The 19,921-nt window shown below is 40.5% G+C and carries 19 protein-coding genes and 3 rRNA genes; 8 read left to right on the top strand and 14 right to left on the bottom strand.

Going from position 1 to position 19,921, the window contains the following annotated elements:
• Positions 1-3: 3 nt before the first annotated feature.
• The gene (locus HII17_RS18670) at positions 4-477 is read right to left on the bottom strand and encodes a thioredoxin family protein (protein WP_169076893.1); all 474 of its coding nucleotides are present in this window, start codon (positions 475-477) and stop codon (positions 4-6) included.
• A 139-nt stretch (positions 478-616) separates the two neighbouring features.
• On the opposite strand from HII17_RS18670, the gene rph reads away from it, so the two are divergent.
• Together rph and pyrE are read left to right on the top strand one after the other, a co-directional pair.
• Positions 617-1,330 (top strand): ribonuclease PH, encoded by a 714-nt coding sequence (rph, locus tag HII17_RS18675; RefSeq protein WP_169076894.1) that lies wholly within the window; start codon positions 617-619, stop codon positions 1,328-1,330.
• A gap of 11 nt (positions 1,331-1,341) precedes the next feature.
• Positions 1,342-1,983 carry an orotate phosphoribosyltransferase gene (gene pyrE / locus HII17_RS18680; protein WP_169076895.1) on the top strand — a complete coding sequence of 214 codons (642 nt, stop codon included), beginning with the start codon at positions 1,342-1,344 and terminating at the stop codon, positions 1,981-1,983.
• 69 nt (positions 1,984-2,052) lie between these two features.
• Here pyrE and hemE read toward each other — a convergent pair whose 3' ends face one another.
• The 5 genes from hemE to HII17_RS18705 form a co-directional block, all read right to left on the bottom strand.
• Positions 2,053-3,123: a uroporphyrinogen decarboxylase gene (gene hemE, locus HII17_RS18685; protein WP_169076896.1), complete on the bottom strand. Its 1,071-nt coding sequence runs from the start codon at positions 3,121-3,123 to the stop codon at positions 2,053-2,055.
• Positions 3,124-3,457: 334 nt separating this feature from the next.
• Entirely contained in the window at positions 3,458-3,763 is a 306-nt protein-coding gene (locus HII17_RS18690; protein WP_169076897.1) for a hypothetical protein, read from the bottom strand.
• A 94-nt stretch (positions 3,764-3,857) separates the two neighbouring features.
• Positions 3,858-4,295, bottom strand: coding sequence for a D-aminoacyl-tRNA deacylase (dtd, locus tag HII17_RS18695; RefSeq protein ID WP_169076898.1), 438 nt, complete (start codon positions 4,293-4,295; stop codon positions 3,858-3,860).
• Positions 4,296-4,307: 12 nt separating this feature from the next.
• Positions 4,308-5,267: a prolyl aminopeptidase gene (gene pip / locus HII17_RS18700; protein ID WP_169076899.1), complete on the bottom strand. Its 960-nt coding sequence runs from the start codon at positions 5,265-5,267 to the stop codon at positions 4,308-4,310.
• A 4-nt stretch (positions 5,268-5,271) separates the two neighbouring features.
• Positions 5,272-6,171, bottom strand: coding sequence for a virulence factor BrkB family protein (locus HII17_RS18705; RefSeq protein ID WP_169076900.1), 900 nt, complete (start codon positions 6,169-6,171; stop codon positions 5,272-5,274).
• 100 nt (positions 6,172-6,271) lie between these two features.
• Here HII17_RS18705 and HII17_RS18710 point away from each other — a divergent pair, with 100 nt between their 5' ends.
• Positions 6,272-6,499: a hypothetical protein gene (locus tag HII17_RS18710; protein WP_169076901.1), complete on the top strand. Its 228-nt coding sequence runs from the start codon at positions 6,272-6,274 to the stop codon at positions 6,497-6,499.
• Between the two features lie 8 nt (positions 6,500-6,507).
• Entirely contained in the window at positions 6,508-7,161 is a 654-nt protein-coding gene (locus HII17_RS18715) for a DUF2959 family protein (protein WP_169076902.1), read from the top strand.
• 17 nt (positions 7,162-7,178) lie between these two features.
• On the opposite strand, the gene HII17_RS18720 is transcribed toward HII17_RS18715, so the two are convergent.
• The 3 genes from HII17_RS18720 to typA form a co-directional block, all read right to left on the bottom strand.
• The gene (locus HII17_RS18720) at positions 7,179-7,361 is read right to left on the bottom strand and encodes a hypothetical protein (RefSeq protein ID WP_169076903.1); all 183 of its coding nucleotides are present in this window, start codon (positions 7,359-7,361) and stop codon (positions 7,179-7,181) included.
• A 30-nt stretch (positions 7,362-7,391) separates the two neighbouring features.
• Entirely contained in the window at positions 7,392-7,574 is a 183-nt protein-coding gene (locus HII17_RS18725; protein WP_169076904.1) for a hypothetical protein, read from the bottom strand.
• Positions 7,575-7,988: 414 nt separating this feature from the next.
• Positions 7,989-9,806: a translational GTPase TypA gene (gene typA / locus HII17_RS18730; RefSeq protein ID WP_169076905.1), complete on the bottom strand. Its 1,818-nt coding sequence runs from the start codon at positions 9,804-9,806 to the stop codon at positions 7,989-7,991.
• 326 nt (positions 9,807-10,132) lie between these two features.
• Between typA and glnA the strand changes: the two genes are divergently transcribed.
• The 4 genes from glnA (at position 10,133) to glnG (ending at position 14,741) form a co-directional block, all read left to right on the top strand.
• Positions 10,133-11,539, top strand: a complete 1,407-nt coding sequence (glnA, locus tag HII17_RS18735; protein ID WP_169076906.1) for a glutamate--ammonia ligase — start codon at positions 10,133-10,135, stop codon at positions 11,537-11,539.
• Between the two features lie 129 nt (positions 11,540-11,668).
• A complete protein-coding gene (locus HII17_RS18740; RefSeq protein WP_169076907.1) occupies positions 11,669-12,178 on the top strand; it encodes a DUF4124 domain-containing protein in 510 nt (169 codons plus the stop codon).
• Positions 12,179-12,258: 80 nt separating this feature from the next.
• Positions 12,259-13,344: a nitrogen regulation protein NR(II) gene (gene glnL, locus HII17_RS18745; RefSeq protein WP_169076908.1), complete on the top strand. Its 1,086-nt coding sequence runs from the start codon at positions 12,259-12,261 to the stop codon at positions 13,342-13,344.
• On the top strand, positions 13,341-14,741 hold the full coding sequence (glnG, locus tag HII17_RS18750) for a nitrogen regulation protein NR(I) (protein ID WP_169076909.1): 1,401 nt from the start codon (positions 13,341-13,343) through the stop codon (positions 14,739-14,741). The genes glnL and glnG overlap by 4 nt, the downstream gene beginning before the upstream one ends.
• 35 nt (positions 14,742-14,776) lie before the next feature.
• Here glnG and HII17_RS18755 read toward each other — a convergent pair whose 3' ends face one another.
• From HII17_RS18755 to HII17_RS18775, 5 genes are all read right to left on the bottom strand, one after another.
• Positions 14,777-15,157, bottom strand: a complete 381-nt coding sequence (locus HII17_RS18755) for a MerC domain-containing protein (RefSeq protein WP_169076910.1) — start codon at positions 15,155-15,157, stop codon at positions 14,777-14,779.
• A 94-nt stretch (positions 15,158-15,251) separates the two neighbouring features.
• The gene (epmA, locus tag HII17_RS18760) at positions 15,252-16,217 is read right to left on the bottom strand and encodes an elongation factor P--(R)-beta-lysine ligase (RefSeq protein WP_169076911.1); all 966 of its coding nucleotides are present in this window, start codon (positions 16,215-16,217) and stop codon (positions 15,252-15,254) included.
• Positions 16,218-16,279: 62 nt separating this feature from the next.
• Positions 16,280-16,394 (bottom strand): 5S ribosomal RNA (rrf, locus tag HII17_RS18765).
• Between the two features lie 92 nt (positions 16,395-16,486).
• A 5S ribosomal RNA gene (gene rrf / locus HII17_RS18770) occupies positions 16,487-16,601 on the bottom strand.
• Positions 16,602-16,739: 138 nt separating this feature from the next.
• Positions 16,740-19,617: ribosomal RNA gene (locus HII17_RS18775) — 23S ribosomal RNA — on the bottom strand.
• Between the last annotated feature and the right edge of the window lie 304 nt (positions 19,618-19,921).

Below are 19,921 nucleotides of genomic sequence, written 5' to 3' on the forward strand. Positions count from 1 at the left end.
GAATTACGCTTTAACTTTCCATTTGTTGATAAATGCAAGCCATTGCTCGCGTGAGTATTCACCGCTTTCTAAGAATTCTGCCGTGTCTTTAGACAAAATCATTTTTCCTGCGCTCGTCGATACATACATATGAGGATAACCAAGTACTGGCGGTAACCCTTTCATGAACTCAGCATTCTCGTTACTGTCACTAACACTTATCTTTAACAAAACAAACTCTTCATGAAGTGTTTGATAAATATCTGGGTTTTTTGCTAAAAACGCATCCATTTTATGGCACCAAGTGCACCAGTTGCCGCCAATTTCAATTAACACATTTCGGTTACTTGATTTAGCCAACTCTATTGCCGCTACTGCATCCTTGAACGGGTCGCGCTTGTCATCAAATACCTTGCTGTATATTGGTAAACTCTCTTTTGCATAGCAATTTATTGTGACGATAAAAAACAGTAAAAAAGAAAGAAAAAACTTATTCATGGACTATCCTTTTTTATTCGATATCCAAATTGACCTGATATCAACTAACTATATTTCAAATTCTTTAATGCGTCATTATGTCAAAACGATTTATAAGACTATATAATGCGCAGCAATTTTAGCTTTTCGAGGAAATACTATGCGACCAAGCGGCAGAACGCCGGGCCAAATTCGCCCTGTAACCATTACCCGCCAATTCACTGCTCATGCTGAAGGTTCTATTTTAGTAGAATTTGGTGAAACCAAAGTTATTTGCACTGCAACTGTTGAAGAAGGTGTACCGCGTTTCCTTAAAGGCCAAGGTAAAGGTTGGGTAACCGCTGAATACGGCATGTTACCGCGCTCTACGCATACTAGAATGCGTCGCGAAGCTGCTGGCGGCAAGCAAGGTGGCCGAACAATGGAGATTCAACGTCTTATTGCTCGTGCATTAAGAGCTGCTGTTGATTTAAAAGCACTAGGCGAAAATACCGTGACTATTGACTGTGACGTTATTCAAGCAGACGGTGGTACTCGTACTGCTTCTATTACAGGGGCTTGTGTGGCTTTAGTAGATGCTATTAACTATATGCGTGCCAAAGAAATAATTAAAACGAACCCATTAAAGCACATGATTGCAGCGGTTTCTGTTGGTATCTATAAAGGTCAACCAATTTCAGACTTAGAATACTTAGAAGACTCTGAAGCTGAAACAGACATGAATGTAGTGATGACTGAAACCGGTAAACTGATCGAAGTACAAGGTACTGCGGAAGAAGAACCATTTAGTTTCGACGAAATGAATGAAATGATGCAATTGGCAAAAAATAGCATCAATGAATTATTCGACATTCAAAAAGCATCATTAAGTTAATAGGGGCGATTATGAAAGATTATCAACGCGAATTTATTGAATTTGCCCTTAGCAAACAAGTATTACGTTTCGGTGAGTTCACCTTAAAATCAGGCCGCACAAGTCCATACTTTTTTAATGCAGGCTTATTTAACACTGGTGGCGATTTAGCGCGTTTAGGTCGTTTTTATGCTGCTGCGTTAGCCGATAGCGGTATTGATTTTGATTTGCTATTTGGTCCTGCATATAAAGGCATTCCTATTGCCACTACCACCGCCGTCGCATTAGCCGATCATCATAATATGGATATGCCATACTGTTTTAACCGTAAAGAAGCTAAAACACATGGTGAAGGTGGTAACTTAGTAGGCTCAGCACTTGAAGGTAAAGTGATGCTAGTCGACGATGTAATCACGGCAGGAACGGCTATTCGTGAGTCGATGGAAATTATCAAAGCGAATGGTGCCGAGTTATCAGGTGTGCTTATCGCATTAGATCGCCAAGAAAAAGGTAAAGGCGAACTTTCAGCAATTCAAGAAGTTGAACGAGACTTTGGTACTAAAGTCATTTCAATTGTTACCTTAGGCGACCTTATTAGCTATTTAGAAGAAAAATCAGACATGGGTGAAGCTTTAGCTGCAATAAAGCAATACCGAGAAGATTACGGTATCTAATAGCTCCCATTAAGATCAAAAAAGGCGCTGTTAGCGCCTTTTTTATTAAACCACGAAAAGCCCTGCAGCTTACTTATTATGGTATTGTTTACTTAAGCGATGCACAGCTTCAATAAAGTGGCCTGCATGCTCAGGGTTCACATCTGGGTGAATACCATGGCCTAAGTTAAACACATGCCCAGTACCACCATCACCAAAACCTTTTAAGATGGTCGCTACTTCTTCTTCAATACGCTCTTTTGGCGCGTAAAGCATTGACGGGTCCATATTTCCTTGTAAAGCAACTTTATCGCCAACGCGTGCTTTCGCGTCTTCGATATTAATTGTCCAATCAAGACCAACACCATCACAACCTGTTGCTGCAATGCTCTCTAGCCACATACCACCATTTTTTGTAAATAATGTCACTGGTACTTTGCGGCCGTCATTATGGCGTGTTAAACCGTCTACAATTTTATGCATGTATTGCAATGAAAAGTCTTTGTAATCACGAGGTGAAAGTACACCGCCCCATGTATCAAATACCATCACAGATTGTGCACCAGCAGCAATTTGTGCATTTAAATAGCTTATTACCGAGTCAGCTAATTTATCTAATAATAAGTGCAAAGTTTGCGGCTCTGCATACATCATCTTTTTGATTTTGGTAAATGCCTTAGAGCTGCCACCTTCAACCATGTAAGTTGCAAGTGTCCATGGGCTACCAGAAAAACCAATTAACGGTACTTGTCCATCTAATGCTTTACGAATTGAACGCACTGCATTCATTACGTACTGCAATTCACCTTCCGGATCTGGATGGCCAATTTTATCAACATCAGCTTTACAGGTAATTGGGCGTTCAAACTTAGGGCCTTCGCCTGTTTCAAAGTACAAACCTAATCCCATTGCATCTGGGATAGTTAAAATGTCACTAAATAAAATAGCAGCATCTAATGGAAATCTACGTAATGGCTGAATTGTAACTTCAGTAGCCAATTCAGTATTGCGACATAACGACATGAAATCGCCTGCATCTTTACGCGTTTCCTTATATTCAGGAAGATATCTACCTGCCTGACGCATCATCCATACAGGTGTATAATCTACAGGCTCACGCATTAGCGCGCGTAAATAAGTATCATTTTTTAAAGTTGTCATTAATGTCAGCTCTCCTACTTTAGTGCGCGCATTCTAACACTGCACAATTAGGAGATCTATTGCCGTCTTCTATTTCAAATTGATAAATTGATTTAGGTTAAGGAACTGTGAATAGAGCATTGATTTTTAATAAATACCCTAACTTTCGTAGTATATATACTCTATTAAAGTTGTAATATTGTGTTGCATTCAAAAAATGGCTTTGTTATAAAATGTCCCGCGCTAGTTAAGAAAATAACTAATAAGAAGCTTGTTATAACAAGACCACACAGCGAGCATTTCAGGCCTTACCTTTGGTAAGGCTTTTTTATTGCCTAAAGAAAAAGTAAATTGACTATTGTTTCATGGCTATAGAATGACCTTTCAAATTCATCCCTGCACATTTGGCGTGAAATACGGCGATATAGCCATCGGAGTTTAGTTTGTCTGAGTTAGTATTAGATATGAACGATAAGATTTCTGCTCGTGATTGTGCACAAATTCGTTTTGTCTCTTGATTCCAAATCGAAACACTCGCAGATTTACGCTGCTCTTTTATTAATAAATAGACGATCGCTTCTAATTTCTTTTGTTCTCGCTTATGCAAAGTAAAAAATATGCTAGCGATTAGACTTAGAATTAAAATCGTAAAAACTGCCACATTGCTTTCCAACTAAAAATTGTGGCGCGATCATACACTCAAGTGTATCTATAGAGTGTTTTAATTTGTAATCGAATAAATCAGATGATGAAAGCTAAATAGTTAATTGAAATGTTACAGGGCCATCATTGAGTAATGACACTTTCATATCGGCGCCAAATATACCTGTAGGTGCTTTGAACCCTTTAGCTCTTAATTGCTGTGTAAAAAACTTATAAAGGTCCTTACTCATGTCAGGTGAAGCTGCACTTGTAAAGCTAGGGCGCATTCCTTTTGATGTATCTGCTGCAAGAGTAAATTGGGATACTACCAGAACATCTCCACCAGCTTGTTGTACATTTAGGTTCATCTTACCTTCTGCATCTTCAAAAACCCTATACCCTGCCACACGTTCAGCTAATCGTTTAGCCTTTGCTTCATTGTCATCAGGTTCAATAGCGAGCAACACGAGTAGACCATTGGTTATTTCACCAACTACCTCATTATCTACTTCAACTTTAGCGAATGAAACGCGCTGAATTAATGCAATCATGACTTATTAATTTTATTGCTCAAGAAATAGCGCCATAATATCAGTTGCCTTACAAAATGCATCAATGGTTTGTTGTTCAAAGCCGCTGTGCCCTGCATAAGGGAGAATTTGCAATGAAGCATTCTTCCATTGTTTTGCTAGTTGGTATGCTACATCTATTTGGCACACCATATCGTACCTGCCATGAATTATCGTTGCAGGAATCGATTCGATTTTACTGATCTGTTCTAGAATATAATTAGGCGATAAATCACACTGATTAACAAAATAATGAGCAGAAATTTTAGCCATGCACAGAGCTTGATGTTTATCTTCTATATGCCTTTTATCTAGGTGATGATGCTCTATTGTCGATAACCTTAATTCCCATAAAAACCAAGACTGACTTGCCGCAATCATCGCAAGTTCGTTTTCTGAATTAAGTAATTGATAATAACCGCTTAGCGGGTCTTTTCTGGCTTCTTCACTTAGTGGCTCGATAAACTCTTGGTAATATTCAGGAAAGAACTTAGCAGCACCTTCGGGTTGATATAACCAGTCTAATTCTTGTTGGCTTCCTAAGAAAACACCACGTAAAATGAAAGCGAGTACTTTTTCTGGATGAGAAATACCATAAGCAAGCGCTAGTGTTGTTCCCCAAGAACCTCCCGATACTAGCCAACGGTCAATATTCAAATGTGTTCTTACTTTCTCCAAATCATTAACTAAATCCCACATGGTATTGTGGGTAAGCGAAGGTGAAGGCTTCGAGCGGCCACACCCTCGCTGGTCTATCAATACAATACGATACTTTTCAGGGTCAAAATAACGCCTATAGTTTTCACTGCACCCTGCTCCAGGACCACCATGGAGATAAAGTACAGGAATTCCGTCTTTATTGCCCGATTGCTCTATATAGAGCTGATGATGTTCATCAACTGTTATCCAGTCTGTGAAATAAGGAGCGATTTTAGGGTAAAGGCAGCGTGACATGAGTTTACTCGCTTGTTATTTCATTAATAGTAGTGCCTTTTACACCATTTTCCAGCTGAATATTTTGTTTAAAAAATGATTCTAGGCTAGCGGTAAAAAGTGCACCAAGTAACACGACTAACCAGGACAAATAAACCCATAGAAATAAGATTGGAATACCAGCTAAAGCGCCATAAATGGCCTGATATGACGGAACTTGTGTTATGTAAATAGCAAAGCCTTTTTTAGCTAGTTCAAACAATATTGCGGCTAAAACGGCACCTGCTATCGCATGCTTAATAGAAATATTTTTATTAGGCACCATCAAATACAGAACAAGAAAGCCAGCGACAGAGATAAACAATGGCAAGCCACGAATGAATAAATTACTTATGCCTAAGAAGTCATAATCGCCTAAAGAAACTAATGAGACGATATACGTCGTAGCGGCAATACTTCCACCGACTAAGACCGGCCCTAAAGTTAATACCATCCAATACATTGAAAATGATGTAACCATGCGTCGTTTCTCTTTGACACGCCATATCCGATTCAAACTGCTATCGATTGCAGAAATTAACAACAATGCAAAAATAAATAGGAAAATAATAGCGACTGCGGACATTTTTGAAGCATTAGCGACAAAGTCAGTCAAGTAAAGTTGTACTGTGTCTCCGGCTGCGGGTAGAAAATTAGAATAAACAAAATCCTCAATAACAACTCGAATATCACTAAAAATAGGAAATGCCGTCATCACGGATAACATCACAACCACAAGCGGCACTAACGACATTAATGTGACATATGAAAGGTAGCCTGCAACAACAGGAATATTGTCCTCTTTCATTCGATGAAATAGGTAGTTAAGGAACGAGGCGCTTAGGCGAAGCTTATCAAGAATAGAATGCTTCCATTCATTAGACATATTAAATTACCGATTATAGGTTTAAACCCTAACTGCTTTATACTATGCTTAAACAATTAGATTACTAACAAAAATATAACATAATTAATAGGATACCACTATGTCAGGTCAAGGTTCAGGCGGTAACGTACTTGCTGCTATTTGTAGTTTCTTTATTGCTGGTTTAGGCCAGCTCGTTCAAGGCAGAATTCTCGCCGCAATCGTATTTTTCTTACTCACTTGGGTTAACTATACATTAGCTGCAACCGGCATATTATTCTTTATGGCGTTGCCAGGCTTTATTTTTCATGTCTGGGCAATAATAGACGCAGCAAAATATAAGGGCTGAGAAACACCATGAAGCTACCTCAATTCATTAAGCTATTTTGTATCATCTTTCTGTTGCAAGGTTGCCAATCTGCGTATTACTCGGCAATGGAAAGTTTTGGAAAACACAAGCGAGACTTATTGGCAGATGAAGTTGAAAACGCGCAAGAAGCACAGCAAGACGCCCAAGAACAATTCACTAGTGCGTTAGAGCAACTTTCTAGTTTAATTGCTTTTGATGGTGGCGACTTACAAGAGCAGTACGAAGAGACTCAGGCACAATATGATGCCAGCGAAGAAGCAGCTCACGAAGTACGCTTACGTATAGGTGATATTGAAAAAGTAGGTCAAGCTCTATTTGATGAGTGGCAAGATGAAATCGAGCAATATTCAAATGCTAAGCTAAAAAGCCAAAGCCGTGTCAAATTCAGGGATACTGAACGTAAATACCTTAGACTTGTAAAAGCAATGCATAAAGCCGAAAGCAAGATGACACCCGTTTTATCGGCATTAAAAGATAATACCTTGTATTTGAAGCATAACTTAAATGCGAGAGCTATTGGTGCTTTAGAAGGTGAATATCAAGATATTAAAGCTAATATTAATAGCCTGATAAAAGAAATGAATGTTGCAATAAAAGAATCTGAATACTTCTTATCATTACTAACTAATGCAGACGAGTAAGCGTTACTGCATTAGTTTTATTTTAATGAAGGCTCTGGGGTAACCGTTGCCTTCAATTCTTTAGATAAATTTACCGTATCTTGCTGGCCGTTTACCAAAGTAAGTATTTCATTAAGTTGGCGAATGTGAGCATGACTCGCTTCACCTTCTTCAAAGAATTGGCTTAATTCATGTAGCTTTTTTAATTGCTCTGGAGACATAATAAATCCTTTTAATAATCTAAAATAATGCTAATGAGTTAGACGTTTATTTACTGCTTGCTTATGACGTTTAAGAAGCATCGAACTACTTCTTCCATCATCAATAAATTCTTCATATAACGACTTTAGTTCAAACTGCTCTTGGCGGTTTGCACTTTCAGACATCATTTTTTCAAACAATATGCTCATACGGCACACTTTACGACTTTCCATGACAATAATTTCCTATTTCAACTTAGTCCATTACATATAACCTATGTATAAATTTTAGCAGTCATCACTCACTTCACCAGTTGCTAAGGTGTAAATCTTTATTTTTGAAATATTACTTTTAGCCTTAATTTGTTTTTTTTATAAATAAAACATAACTTTACATATTTAGCACTATGGAGAAGCACTATATCTCCGGCATGATTTTAAGACATGTCTTACAAGGAAATGACAAATTTGATATTCCGACATTTACTCAACTTACAATTTTGTAACACATGTAACATAAACATCCGCGAGGCCACCTAATTAAAGGCGTGGATAAACTCCATATTAAAACTTAACGCGTTAAGAACACCTCCCCCAAAAAAAACCGCACATAAAGGTGCGGTTTTTTATTAGTAACTTATAAAGTGCTTATTTTTTCGTGCGACTTTCGCGTTTACGGTCTGACTCTTTCAGCCATTTCTTACGAATTCGAATATTCTCAGGAGTCACTTCTACTAATTCATCATCATCGATAAACTCTAAAGCTTGCTCTAACGACATGTTAATAGGTGGTGTTAATACTTGTGCATCATCAGTACCAGACGCTCGAACGTTAGTAAGTTGCTTACCTTTAAGGGCATTAACTGTTAAGTCATTATCACGGCTATGAATACCAATGATCATACCTTCGTATACTTCAACACCATGGCCTATCATCAAGCGACCACGCTCTTGTAAGTTAAATAGTGCATTGGTTAGTGCTTTACCTTGAGCATTTGAAATAAGCACACCATTAAGGCGCTGACCAATTTCACCACCTTTGTGTGGACCATATTGAAGAAAAGTATGGTAAATCAAACCAGAACCAGACGTTAGCGTCATAAACTCAGTTTGGAAACCAATTAAGCCACGACTTGGCATGATAAAGTCCATACGTATACGGCCTTTGCCATCTGGCGCCATATCAGTAAGTTCCGCTTTACGCAGACCCATTTTCTCCATAATCGAACCTTGATGCTCTTCTTCAACATCAATTGTTACCGTTTCGTATGGTTCTTCAATTTGCCCATCAACTTCACGCATGATTACTTCAGGACGAGAAACGGCAATTTCATATCCTTCACGGCGCATATTCTCAATTAAAATACCTAAGTGAAGCTCACCACGACCAGATACTTTAAATTTGTCTGGGTCGTCTAATTGTTCAACACGTAAAGCAACGTTGTGAATCAGTTCTTGATCTAAGCGATCTTTAATGTTTCGTGAGGTAACATACTTACCTTCTTGGCCAGAAAACGGTGATGTATTTACTTGGAATGTCATGGTTACTGTTGGTTCATCAACAGATAACGCTGGTAATGGTGCTACTTCATTTGGACAACAAATTGTGTCTGAAATTTTAAGTTCACCTAAACCAGTAATAGCAATAATGTCACCTGCTTCAGCCTTGTCAACTTCATGACGATCTAGACCTAAGTAACCGAATACTTTACCTACTTTACCATTATGAACTTGACCAGCAGCAGTCTGAATAGTCACTTGCTGATTTGGTTTTACAGAACCTCTAGTAACACGACCAACACCAATTACACCTAGGTAAGAGCTATAGTCTAATTGTGAAATCTGCATTTGGAATGCACCTTCAGGATCTGCATCTGGTGCTGGCACTTGATCGATAATTGTCTCAAATAACGGAGTCATATCCGTACCAGTTTCGCCTTCTTCCTTAGTTGCCCAACCATTAATCGCTGATGCGTAAACTACTTGGAAGTCTAACTGTTCATCGGTAGCGCCTAGATTGTCGAATAAATCGAATACTTGATCCATTACCCAATCAGGACGAGAACCTGGCTTATCAATTTTGTTGATAACTACAATTGGCTTTAAGCCTTGAGCGAATGCTTTCTGCGTAACAAAACGCGTTTGAGGCATTGGGCCTTCTTGCGCATCAACAATCAATAGCACTGAATCTACCATTGACATTACGCGCTCAACCTCACCACCAAAGTCGGCGTGACCTGGAGTATCTACAATATTTACTCGGTAGTCGTTCCAGTTAATAGCCGTGTTCTTAGCTAAAATAGTGATACCGCGTTCTTTTTCAATATCGTTTGAATCCATAACACGTTCATCATGATCCGAACGGTCACCTAAAGTGCCTGATTGTTCTAACAATTTATCCACTAATGTGGTTTTACCATGATCAACGTGAGCGATGATGGCGATATTACGTAATTTATCTAACACGGGCTTTTGCTCATAAGGCTATAATTGGGCGCGGATTATACAGGAGTCAGTGTGACAAATAAAATAAATCGCACTTTAGTGATCGAGTTCATATTTAACCGCTGACGATTTGATATTTGCACTGGTATAAGGCAAAAATGTTTTCTACACTCTTGTTGCACCATCATGATCACATATAAGCACCAATATAGTGCAAAAAAATTTCTATGCTATCGGGCAGTGCCTGATTTTACTGCATTTTTGTGTTGGCATAATTTTAGCTAGTAATGACCCAAGCAGAATGCAGCGCATTTTTTAATTTATAGATAACTTCACTGGAGACACTAATGTCACAAGCAGTTTTAGATTTAATCAAAGAAAACGACGTTAAGTTCGTTGATTTACGTTTCACTGATTCTAAAGGTAAAGAGCAGCACGTTTCTCTTCCTTACCATCAGGTCGATGAAGATTTCTTCGAAGAAGGTAAAATGTTCGATGGTTCATCTATCGCTGGTTGGAAAGGTATTAATGAATCAGACATGGTTTTAATGCCAGACGCTGATACTGCAGTATTAGACCCGTTCACTGAAGAAGTAACGTTGAATATTCGTTGTGACATCGTTGAACCTTCTACAATGCAAGGCTACAGCCGTGACCCTCGCTCAGTTGCTCATCGTGCTGAAGAGTACATGCGCTCTACGGGTATTGCTGACACAGTATTAATTGGTCCTGAGCCAGAGTTCTTCGTATTTGACGATGTGAAATTCCACACAGATATGTCTGGTTCAATGTACAAAATTGATGATAAAGAAGCAGCATGGAATGGTGCAACAGATTATGAAGATGGTAACCACGGTCACCGTCCTGGCGTTAAAGGTGGTTATTTCCCAGTAGCTCCAGTTGATTCTTCACAAGACCTTCGTTCAGCTATGTGTTTAGTCATGGAAGAAATGGGCTTAGTCGTTGAAGCACATCACCATGAAGTAGCTACGGCTGGTCAAAACGAAATTGCTTGTCGCTTCAACACTATGGTAAAGAAAGCTGATGAAGTACAAATCTACAAGTATGTTGTTCACAACGTAGCGCACGCTTACGGAAAAACAGCGACTTTCATGCCTAAACCAATTGTTGGAGACAACGGTACAGGAATGCACGTTCACCAATCTTTAGCAAAAGATGGTGTTAACTTATTTGCTGGTGACAAGTACGGTGGTTTATCAGAAACTGCACTTTACTACATCGGCGGTATCATTAAGCACGCCAAAGCATTAAACGCGTTTACTAACGCTTCAACTAACTCATACAAGCGTCTTGTACCAGGTTTTGAAGCACCAGTTATGCTTGCTTACTCTGCACGTAACCGTTCAGCTTCAATCCGTATTCCAGTAGTTCCTTCTCCGAAAGCACGTCGTATCGAAGTACGTTTCCCTGACCCGACAGCTAACCCATACTTAGCATTCTCTGCAATGTTAATGGCTGGCCTTGACGGTATCAAAAACAAAATCCACCCTGGCGATGCTATGGATAAAGATTTATATGACCTACCTGCGGAAGAAGCAGCAGCTATTCCACAAGTTGCAGCCTCTTTCGAAGAAGCACTTGATGCATTAGAAGCAGATAAAGAATTCTTAATGGCTGGTGGTGTTATGGATGCAGATATGATTGATGCATACATTGGCCTTAAGCGTGACGAAGTTGAAACATTAAATTCAACTACTCACCCGGTAGAATTCCAAATGTACTACAGCGTTTAATCGTTAATATTTAGTTAACGTAACAAATATGTACAAAAAAGCTCACTTCGGTGAGCTTTTTTTGTGGCACAAATTGTATATTTTGTTTAGATTATCTAATAGACAATTGCAGGAGCAACTTTCAAGCATATGAAGCACTTACTATTTTTATTACTCGCCACGACCTTGTCATTCCCCGTGTGGGCTGGACAAGCAAAAGTGTACGTATGGCGTGATGAAAACGGTGTGCTAGTATTTTCCGACAGCCCTAGACCTGGTGCTGAGGAAGTGAAAGTCAAAGACGAAGCAGCAGTTTTACCTTCAATTGACACCTCAATTCTCGATATTAAACCTCAAGTATTAGAAGACAAATACGAAGTTGTCGTTACACAACCAGAACAGAATGCCACTATTAGAGATAATAGCGGTTCAGTGTATGTTGCCGGTGGTATAAGACCTGTATTTAAACGTGGCTTTCGTGTACAGCTATTTTTAGATGGTAAGCCATACAACAAACCCCAAACCCACTCCATGTTTGCCCTTAGAAATATAGACCGCGGCGAGCATCAAATTAAAATTGAACTTATCAACGAGAAAGGCAAGGTTATTGCATCATCAGAGCCAGTAACCTTTTATATGCATAGAGCCTCAGTAAACTAGCGCTTTAACGTGCAAATAAAACGGTTTGAATTTATAGTTACAGACATAATGCACAACTATGGTGCAAACGGAGTCATCTGTTGTATAACCGAACTGATTTATTCAAACATAAGGCAATTTATCAGCAACAATTAGCTAATCAGCTAGTTACTGCAGTAATAGTCCTCGACGAAAAGCTCACCATTCAGTACTTGAACCCTTCTGCAGAAGCGTTACTAGGAAAGAGCTATAGAAGACTATTTAATTTAGCCTTTGATGATGTATTCCCAAATAGCACAATTGGCGCGATTCGATTGCAGCAAGTTATTGAAAGTGGTCAAGAGTTTAACGACAGTGACGTAAGCATCCAATTAGGCGATCACTATACGTTTACAGCAGAAGTAACCGCATCTGCCACGGAGTTCAATCAACAACCACACATATTGTTGGAATTAAAGCAAATCGATCAACAAAAACAAATTAGTGCAGAAGCTTTTCAGCAGCAACAATGGGAGTCAGCTCGTGACCTAATCAGGGGGTTAGCGCATGAAATTAAGAATCCACTTGGTGGATTAAGAGGTGCTGCCCAGCTATTAACAAAAGAACTGAATAGCGAACAACAAGAATATACTTCAATGATTATTGAACAAGCTGATCGCTTAAGAAACCTAGTTGATCGCCTATTAGGACCAAACCAACTTCCAAAAATGGAAGTTCAAAACATCCATATCGTCCTAGAGAAGGTAACTCAATTAGTTAGCTTTGATAATGAAAAAAACATTCAAGTTATAAGAGATTACGATCCTTCAATACCAGATATCGCATTCGATGCTGACAAAGTACAACAAGCTATTCTGAATATAGTTAACAATGCGATACAAGCCATAGAGCCTGAAAGTGAAATAACCTTGAAAACAAGGGTAGCGAGTAACCAGACCATTAATGGTCAACGCGTTAAATTATCTATAATGCTCAGTATCATAGACCGAGGTCCTGGCATCCCAGAAGATATACAAGACACACTCTTTTATCCAATGGTGTCAGGCCGCTCAAACGGTACAGGGCTTGGATTGTCCATATCTCAAACCTTAATTCACCAGCACCATGGAAAACTATCTTGTAAAAGCCGACCAGGTAGAACCGAATTTACCATTTTATTACCAATTTCCGATGAGACAAAATTATGATAGCTGAACAAGTATGGATAGTAGATGACGACAGCTCTATTCGCTGGGTATTAGAAAAAGCATTTAAAAGTGCAGATATCACTTCAGCCTCATTTGAAAATGCCGCAAACCTTTTAACCGCGCTAGATCATGGCCAACCTGAAGTTATTGTATCTGACATAAGAATGCCTAATATGGATGGTATGGCACTACTTAACAAAATTAGCCAACAATACCCAGACATCCCTGTTATCATCATGACGGCTCATTCTGATTTAGATAGCGCTGTGAATGCCTATCAAGGCGGTGCGTTTGAATATTTACCGAAACCTTTTGATATTGACGATGCCGTAACCTTAACACAAAGAGCACTTACTCATGCTCGAGAGCAAAGTGCAAAAGCTAAGCAGGTACAGTCTAATTCGACAACGGTTGGTATTATCGGTGAAGCTCCTGCTATGCAGGAAGTATTTAGAGCTATTGGCCGACTATCTCGTTCAAGTATTAGTGTGCTAATTAATGGTGAATCTGGTACTGGTAAAGAGCTAGTGGCACATGCTCTTCACATGCATAGTCCACGATCTTCGGAAACTTTTATCCCACTTAATATGGCTGCCATACCTAAAGATCTCATTGAGTCCGAATTATTCGGACACGAAAAAGGCGCATTTACTGGTGCAAATTCAGTAAGACAAGGCCGTTTTGAGCAGGCACACAATGGCACTCTATTTCTTGATGAAATTGGTGACATGCCACTAGACGTTCAAACACGATTGTTACGAGTGTTGGCCGATGGACAATTTTATCGAGTTGGTGGCCATTCACCGATTAAAGTCGATGTACGTATTATTGCAGCTACGCACCAAAATCTAGAAGAAAAAGTACGTACAGGTGATTTCCGAGAAGACTTATTTCACCGGTTAAATGTTATTCGCATTCACTTACCATCTCTAAGGGAACGAAAAGAAGATATAGAGCAATTAGCAAATCACTTTTTGAAGTTAGCTGCTGAAGAGCTAAGCGTTGAGCCAAAAATATTAAACAAGTCTGCAGTAGCACAATTAAAGCAAAGTAATTGGCCTGGAAACGTTAGACAGTTAGAAAATATTTGTCGATTCCTAACCGTGATGGCAAGTGGTAAAGAAATCCTTGCAGAAGACTTACCTCAAGAGCTATATGAAACTCCAGCTTCAGAAGGTCAACAAGGTGAAAATTGGCAAGCACTGTTAAGTAATTGGATGGACGAACAACTTGCCAAAGGTCGCAGCGCTATTTTAGATGATGCAACACCTGAATTTGAAAAGATAATGCTACAACGAGCATTGTCATTCACTGGCGGTCATAAACAAGAAGCGGCTAAAAAGTTAGGTTGGGGGCGTAATACGTTAACAAGGAAACTTAAAGATTTTGATATGTAGATTAATGTCAAATGATATCAGTTGTGCTGCACTCGTTACGCAGCACAATCATCGTTGGTACACTGCTTACAACTATTACATAATTTCATATTGATAAAGTGTGCTGCCACAATTAATAAGGCACCAGTTACAATAAAAAATGGCTGATGTTCTATGCTAAAGTCATGCTTTATCCAATATATAGCGACACCTAAATATAAGAGATAAAAAGGATAAAGTTTCTTATGGTAACGTTTAAAACCAGAGAAAAGCGCAACAGTACCTAGTACTGCAGTAATAATTAAAAACACATGCTCCCACGTATGATCAGCTAAAAAACTCAAGCCTAATAATGGTAAGGCAGGCAGTAAAATAGGGAGCAAAATGCAGTGCAATGCACATAAAGATGTTGCTGCTATTCCTATTCGATCTAACACTTAACGGAGCCTTATTAATTAACGTTTTGCTACTATAGCATAAAAGAGATATTATCACATAAATAAATTGTGATAATATCTCTTTTAAATATAACTAAGCTTTATCTATTGTATATGTCATTATATTAGCAATAGTATTCTGTTCCAGAGCTAACATAATTAGTCGATCTATCCCCAAAGCAACACCTGCACATTTTGGCAATCCGCTTTCTAACGCTTTTATAAAACGATGGTCCACCTCTCTACTCGGTAAACCTTTCGCATTACGAGAAGAATTATCTTGTTCAAATCTCGTTTTTTGCTGTTTTGAGTCAGTTAGTTCATAAAAACCGTTCACCAACTCGACGCCTTTAAAATAACATTCAAAGCGCAGAGCGACACGTGAATCATTACCGCAAATTTCTGCTAACGATGCCTGACTAGCTGGAAAACTGTGAATAAAACATGGTATTTCCTTACCTATATTTACTTCGACAAACTCACAAAATATAAACTGTAATAAAGTATCAAGGTCATTTACTTCTTCAAGCCAAGGCTCTAACTTTCCGTGACATCTAATAAACGTTAAACAATCATCAATTTTTACTTCTAATGGATCTAACTGTGTATAGCGAATAAAGGACGCTTGATAAGATAAAGTCTCAGTTTTACTAATACCTAAAACTAGACAGATGAGATCTTGTACTTCATCCATTAGCATTTCCATTGTAAAACCGATTCTGTACCACTCGAGCATTGTAAACTCAGGATTGTGTAGTCTGCCCTGTGCTTCATCCCTAAATGCTTTTGAAATTTGATAAATCGATTGATAACCTGCCGCTAATAGACGCTTCATAGCGAATTCAGGTGACGTTTGTAGATAGAGCTGCTGTTCTCCTTCGGCTGACCAGGAATACTTAGCTTGTATAGCGTCAAGATGGACATCCGTCACTGTGGCTTGTGATAGCAATGGTGTCTCGACCTCAACAACATCCCTTTCTTCAAAGAAACGTCGAATTGTAGACAGCAATTTGGCTCTCTTTTTTGCCGCTTCCCAATCCATGCTTGGCTGCCAACTCATAATAAACCCTTATAAAAAGACATAAAAAAAGCCTAGCATTAACGCTAGGCTTATAAAAGAGCTGCTGGCAATGTCCTACTCTCACATGGGAACTCCCACACTACCATCGGCGCAATTGCATTTCACTTCTGAGTTCGGCATGGGTTCAGGTGGTTCTACAATGCTATGGTTGCCAGCAATAAACTGTCATTGGTTAGTATTTAATTACTAAGCAATAAGAGCTTAAAGTAAAAAGCCCGCTCAATAGAGCGGGCTTTTCAGTAATAGGTGCCTAGCAATGTCCTACTCTCACATGGGAACTCCCACACTACCATCGGCGCAGTTGCATTTCACTTCTGAGTTCGGCATGGGTTCAGGTGGTTCTACAACGCTATTGTCGCTAGGCGAATTGATTACAATTTAGAAGGCTGATGTATCCGTTAATTCAAGTATCACAAGTACGTGATGTCGTGCATGAATGCACTCATGTCGATGTTATTCACCGATTCATGTCAGCATACAACAAAACCACTTGGGTGTTGTATGGTTAAGCCTCACGGGCAATTAGTATCAGTTAGCTCAAGGCCTCGCAACCCTTACACACCTGACCTATCAACGTTGTAGTCTCCAACGACCCTTTAGGGGAATTAAATTCCCAGTGAGAACTCATCTCAAAGCCTGCTTCCCGCTTAGATGCTTTCAGCGGTTATCAGTTCCGAACGTAGCTACCCGGCAATGCATCTGGCGATACAACCGGAACACCAGAGGTTCGTCCACTCCGGTCCTCTCGTACTAGGAGCAGCCCTCTTCAATTCTCAAACGCCCACGGCAGATAGGGACCGAACTGTCTCACGACGTTCTAAACCCAGCTCGCGTACCACTTTAAATGGCGAACAGCCATACCCTTGGGACCGACTTCAGCCCCAGGATGTGATGAGCCGACATCGAGGTGCCAAACACCGCCGTCGATATGAACTCTTGGGCGGTATCAGCCTGTTATCCCCGGAGTACCTTTTATCCGTTGAGCGATGGCCCTTCCATACAGAACCACCGGATCACTATGACCTGCTTTCGCACCTGCTCGACGTGTCTGTCTCGCAGTTAAGCTGGCTTATGCCATTGCACTAACCGTACGATGTCCGACCGTACTTAGCCAACCTTCGTGCTCCTCCGTTACTCTTTGGGAGGAGACCGCCCCAGTCAAACTACCCACCAGACAGTGTCCCCAAGCCCGATAAGGGCCCTAGGTTAGAACATCACGCATACAAGGGTGGTATTTCAAGATTGGCTCCACTCTATCTGGCGACAAAGTTTCAAAGCCTCCCACCTATCCTACACATGTAGGAGCAATGTTCACTGTCAAGCTATAGTAAAGGTTCACGGGGTCTTTCCGTCTAGCCGCGGGTATACGGCATCTTAACCGCAATTTCAATTTCACTGAGTCTCGGGTGGAGACAGTGTGGCCATGATTACGCCATTCGTGCAGGTCGGAACTTACCCGACAAGGAATTTCGCTACCTTAGGACCGTTATAGTTACGGCCGCCGTTTACCGGGGCTTCGATCATGAGCTTCGCAGAGCTAACCCAATCAATTAACCTTCCGGCACCGGGCAGGCGTCACACCGTATACGTCATCTTTCGATTTTGCACAGTGCTGTGTTTTTAATAAACAGTTCCAGCCACCTGGTTACTTCGACTGACCTATGCTTACGGAGCAAGTCCTTCACAAGAGCCAGCGTACCTTCTCCCGAAGTTACGGTACTATTTTGCCTAGTTCCTTCACCCGAGTTCTCTCAAGCGCCTTAGTATTCTCTACCTAACCACCTGTGTCGGTTTGGGGTACGGTTCCTTTATATCTGAAGCTTAGAAGATTTTCCTGGAAGCATGGCATCAACAACTTCAACTCCGTAGAGTCTCGTCTCGTATCTCAGTCTTAAGAACCCGGATTTGCCTAAGTTCTCAACCTACATACTTTCACACGGATAACCAACACCGTGCTTGCTTAGCCTTCTCCGTCCCTCCGTCGCAATATAAAGAAGTACAGAAATATTAATCTGTTTCCCATCGACTACGCGTTTCCGCCTCGCCTTAGGGGCCGACTTACCCTGCCCTGATTAACATGGGACAGGAAACCTTGGTCTTTCGGCGTGGGGGTTTTTCACCCCCATTATCGTTACTCATGTCAGCATTCGCACTTCTGATACCTCCAGCAAGCTTCTCAACTCACCTTCAACGGCTTACAGAACGCTCCCCTACCACTCAAAATAAATTTTGAATCCGCAGCTTCGGTGCATAGTTTAGCCCCGTTACATCTTCCGCGCAGACCGACTCGACTAGTGAGCTATTACGCTTTCTTTAAAGGATGGCTGCTTCTAAGCCAACCTCCTAGCTGTCTGGGCCTTTCCACATCGTTTCCCACTTAACTATGACTTTGGGACCTTAGCTGGCGGTCTGGGTTGTTTCCCTCTTCACGACGGACGTTAGCACCCACCGTGTGTCTCCCGGATATCACTCATTGGTATTCGGAGTTTGCAAAGGGTTGGTAAGTCGGGATGACCCCCTAGCCTTAACAGTGCTCTACCCCCAATGGTGTTCGTCCGAGGCTCTACCTAAATAGATTTCGGGGAGAACCAGCTATCTCCCGGCTTGATTAGCCTTTCACTCCGACCCACAAGTCATCACCGCATTTTTCAACATACGTGTGTTCGGTCCTCCAGTTGATGTTACTCAACCTTCAACCTGCCCATGGGTAGATCGCCGGGTTTCGGGTCTATTCCTTGCAACTAAACGCGCAGTTAACACTCGCTTTCGCTACGGCTCCCCTAATCGGTTAACCTTGCTACAAAAAATAAGTCGCTGACCCATTATACAAAAGGTACGCAGTCACCCGAAGGCTTCCACTGCTTGTACGTATGCGGTTTCAGGTTCTATTTCACTCCCCTCACAGGGGTTCTTTTCGCCTTTCCCTCACGGTACTGGTTCACTATCGGTCAGTTAGGAGTATTTAGCCTTGGAGGATGGTCCCCCCATGTTCAGTCAACATTTCACGTGTGCCGACCTACTCGATTTCACAAACATTTTGTCTTCGTGTACGGGACTATCACCCTGTATCGTTGTCCTTTCCAGAACATTCCACTGACGCCATGCCGCTTAAGGGCTAATTCCCGTTCGCTCGCCGCTACTAAGGAAATCTCGGTTGATTTCTTTTCCTCGGGGTACTTAGATGTTTCAGTTCTCCCGGTTTGCCTCACTGTGCTATGTATTCACACAGTGATAGTGTCTTATGACACTGGGTTTCCCCATTCAGAAATCGTAGTCTATAACGGTTTTTATCACCTTAACTACGCTTATCGCAGATTAACACGTCTTTCATCGCCTCTAACTGCCAAGGCATCCACCACATACGCTTAGTCACTTAACCATACAACCCTAAGTAGTCTTAAGTATTGTGGAGACAAATCCACAATCAAATGCATGTCTGACATTTTCACGTACTCTTATTAACAACAAGTGTTAATAGTGAGCTACTTGAATTAGATGAAATAAGATAAGGAAGTCTTATTTCAAGGTTGAACATTTATTCGAGGAGAATAAATGCTCGGTGATGTTTATCGTTATGTGAGTAACAGCGCGACACCGCACTCACCAGATAAACATCGTTCGAATATATTACTGATAAAGTAATTATATTCGGGATATATATCAGCTTTCCAAATTGTTAAAGA

The organism is Thalassotalea algicola (genome assembly GCF_012932965.1).
Lineage (GTDB): Bacteria > Pseudomonadota > Gammaproteobacteria > Enterobacterales > Alteromonadaceae > Thalassotalea_F > Thalassotalea_F algicola.

What these genes read in the sequence shown, in the direction of transcription:
- pyrE (WP_169076895.1), top strand. Translation starts at nt 1,342, where the DNA reads ATGAAAGATTATCAACGCGAATTTATTGAATTTGCCCTTAGCAAACAA.
- HII17_RS18715 (WP_169076902.1), top strand. Translation starts at nt 6,508, where the DNA reads ATGAAGCTACCTCAATTCATTAAGCTATTTTGTATCATCTTTCTGTTG.
- HII17_RS18710 (WP_169076901.1), top strand. Translation starts at nt 6,272, where the DNA reads ATGTCAGGTCAAGGTTCAGGCGGTAACGTACTTGCTGCTATTTGTAGT.
- HII17_RS18705 (WP_169076900.1), bottom strand. Translation starts at nt 6,171, where the DNA reads ATGTCTAATGAATGGAAGCATTCTATTCTTGATAAGCTTCGCCTAAGC.
- hemE (WP_169076896.1), bottom strand. Translation starts at nt 3,123, where the DNA reads ATGACAACTTTAAAAAATGATACTTATTTACGCGCGCTAATGCGTGAG.
- epmA (WP_169076911.1), bottom strand. Translation starts at nt 16,217, where the DNA reads ATGAGTTGGCAGCCAAGCATGGATTGGGAAGCGGCAAAAAAGAGAGCC.
- pip (WP_169076899.1), bottom strand. Translation starts at nt 5,267, where the DNA reads ATGTCACGCTGCCTTTACCCTAAAATCGCTCCTTATTTCACAGACTGG.
- HII17_RS18670 (WP_169076893.1), bottom strand. Translation starts at nt 477, where the DNA reads ATGAATAAGTTTTTTCTTTCTTTTTTACTGTTTTTTATCGTCACAATA.
- HII17_RS18740 (WP_169076907.1), top strand. Translation starts at nt 11,669, where the DNA reads ATGAAGCACTTACTATTTTTATTACTCGCCACGACCTTGTCATTCCCC.
- HII17_RS18725 (WP_169076904.1), bottom strand. Translation starts at nt 7,574, where the DNA reads ATGGAAAGTCGTAAAGTGTGCCGTATGAGCATATTGTTTGAAAAAATG.
- dtd (WP_169076898.1), bottom strand. Translation starts at nt 4,295, where the DNA reads ATGATTGCATTAATTCAGCGCGTTTCATTCGCTAAAGTTGAAGTAGAT.
- glnG (WP_169076909.1), top strand. Translation starts at nt 13,341, where the DNA reads ATGATAGCTGAACAAGTATGGATAGTAGATGACGACAGCTCTATTCGC.
- rph (WP_169076894.1), top strand. Translation starts at nt 617, where the DNA reads ATGCGACCAAGCGGCAGAACGCCGGGCCAAATTCGCCCTGTAACCATT.
- HII17_RS18720 (WP_169076903.1), bottom strand. Translation starts at nt 7,361, where the DNA reads ATGTCTCCAGAGCAATTAAAAAAGCTACATGAATTAAGCCAATTCTTT.
- glnA (WP_169076906.1), top strand. Translation starts at nt 10,133, where the DNA reads ATGTCACAAGCAGTTTTAGATTTAATCAAAGAAAACGACGTTAAGTTC.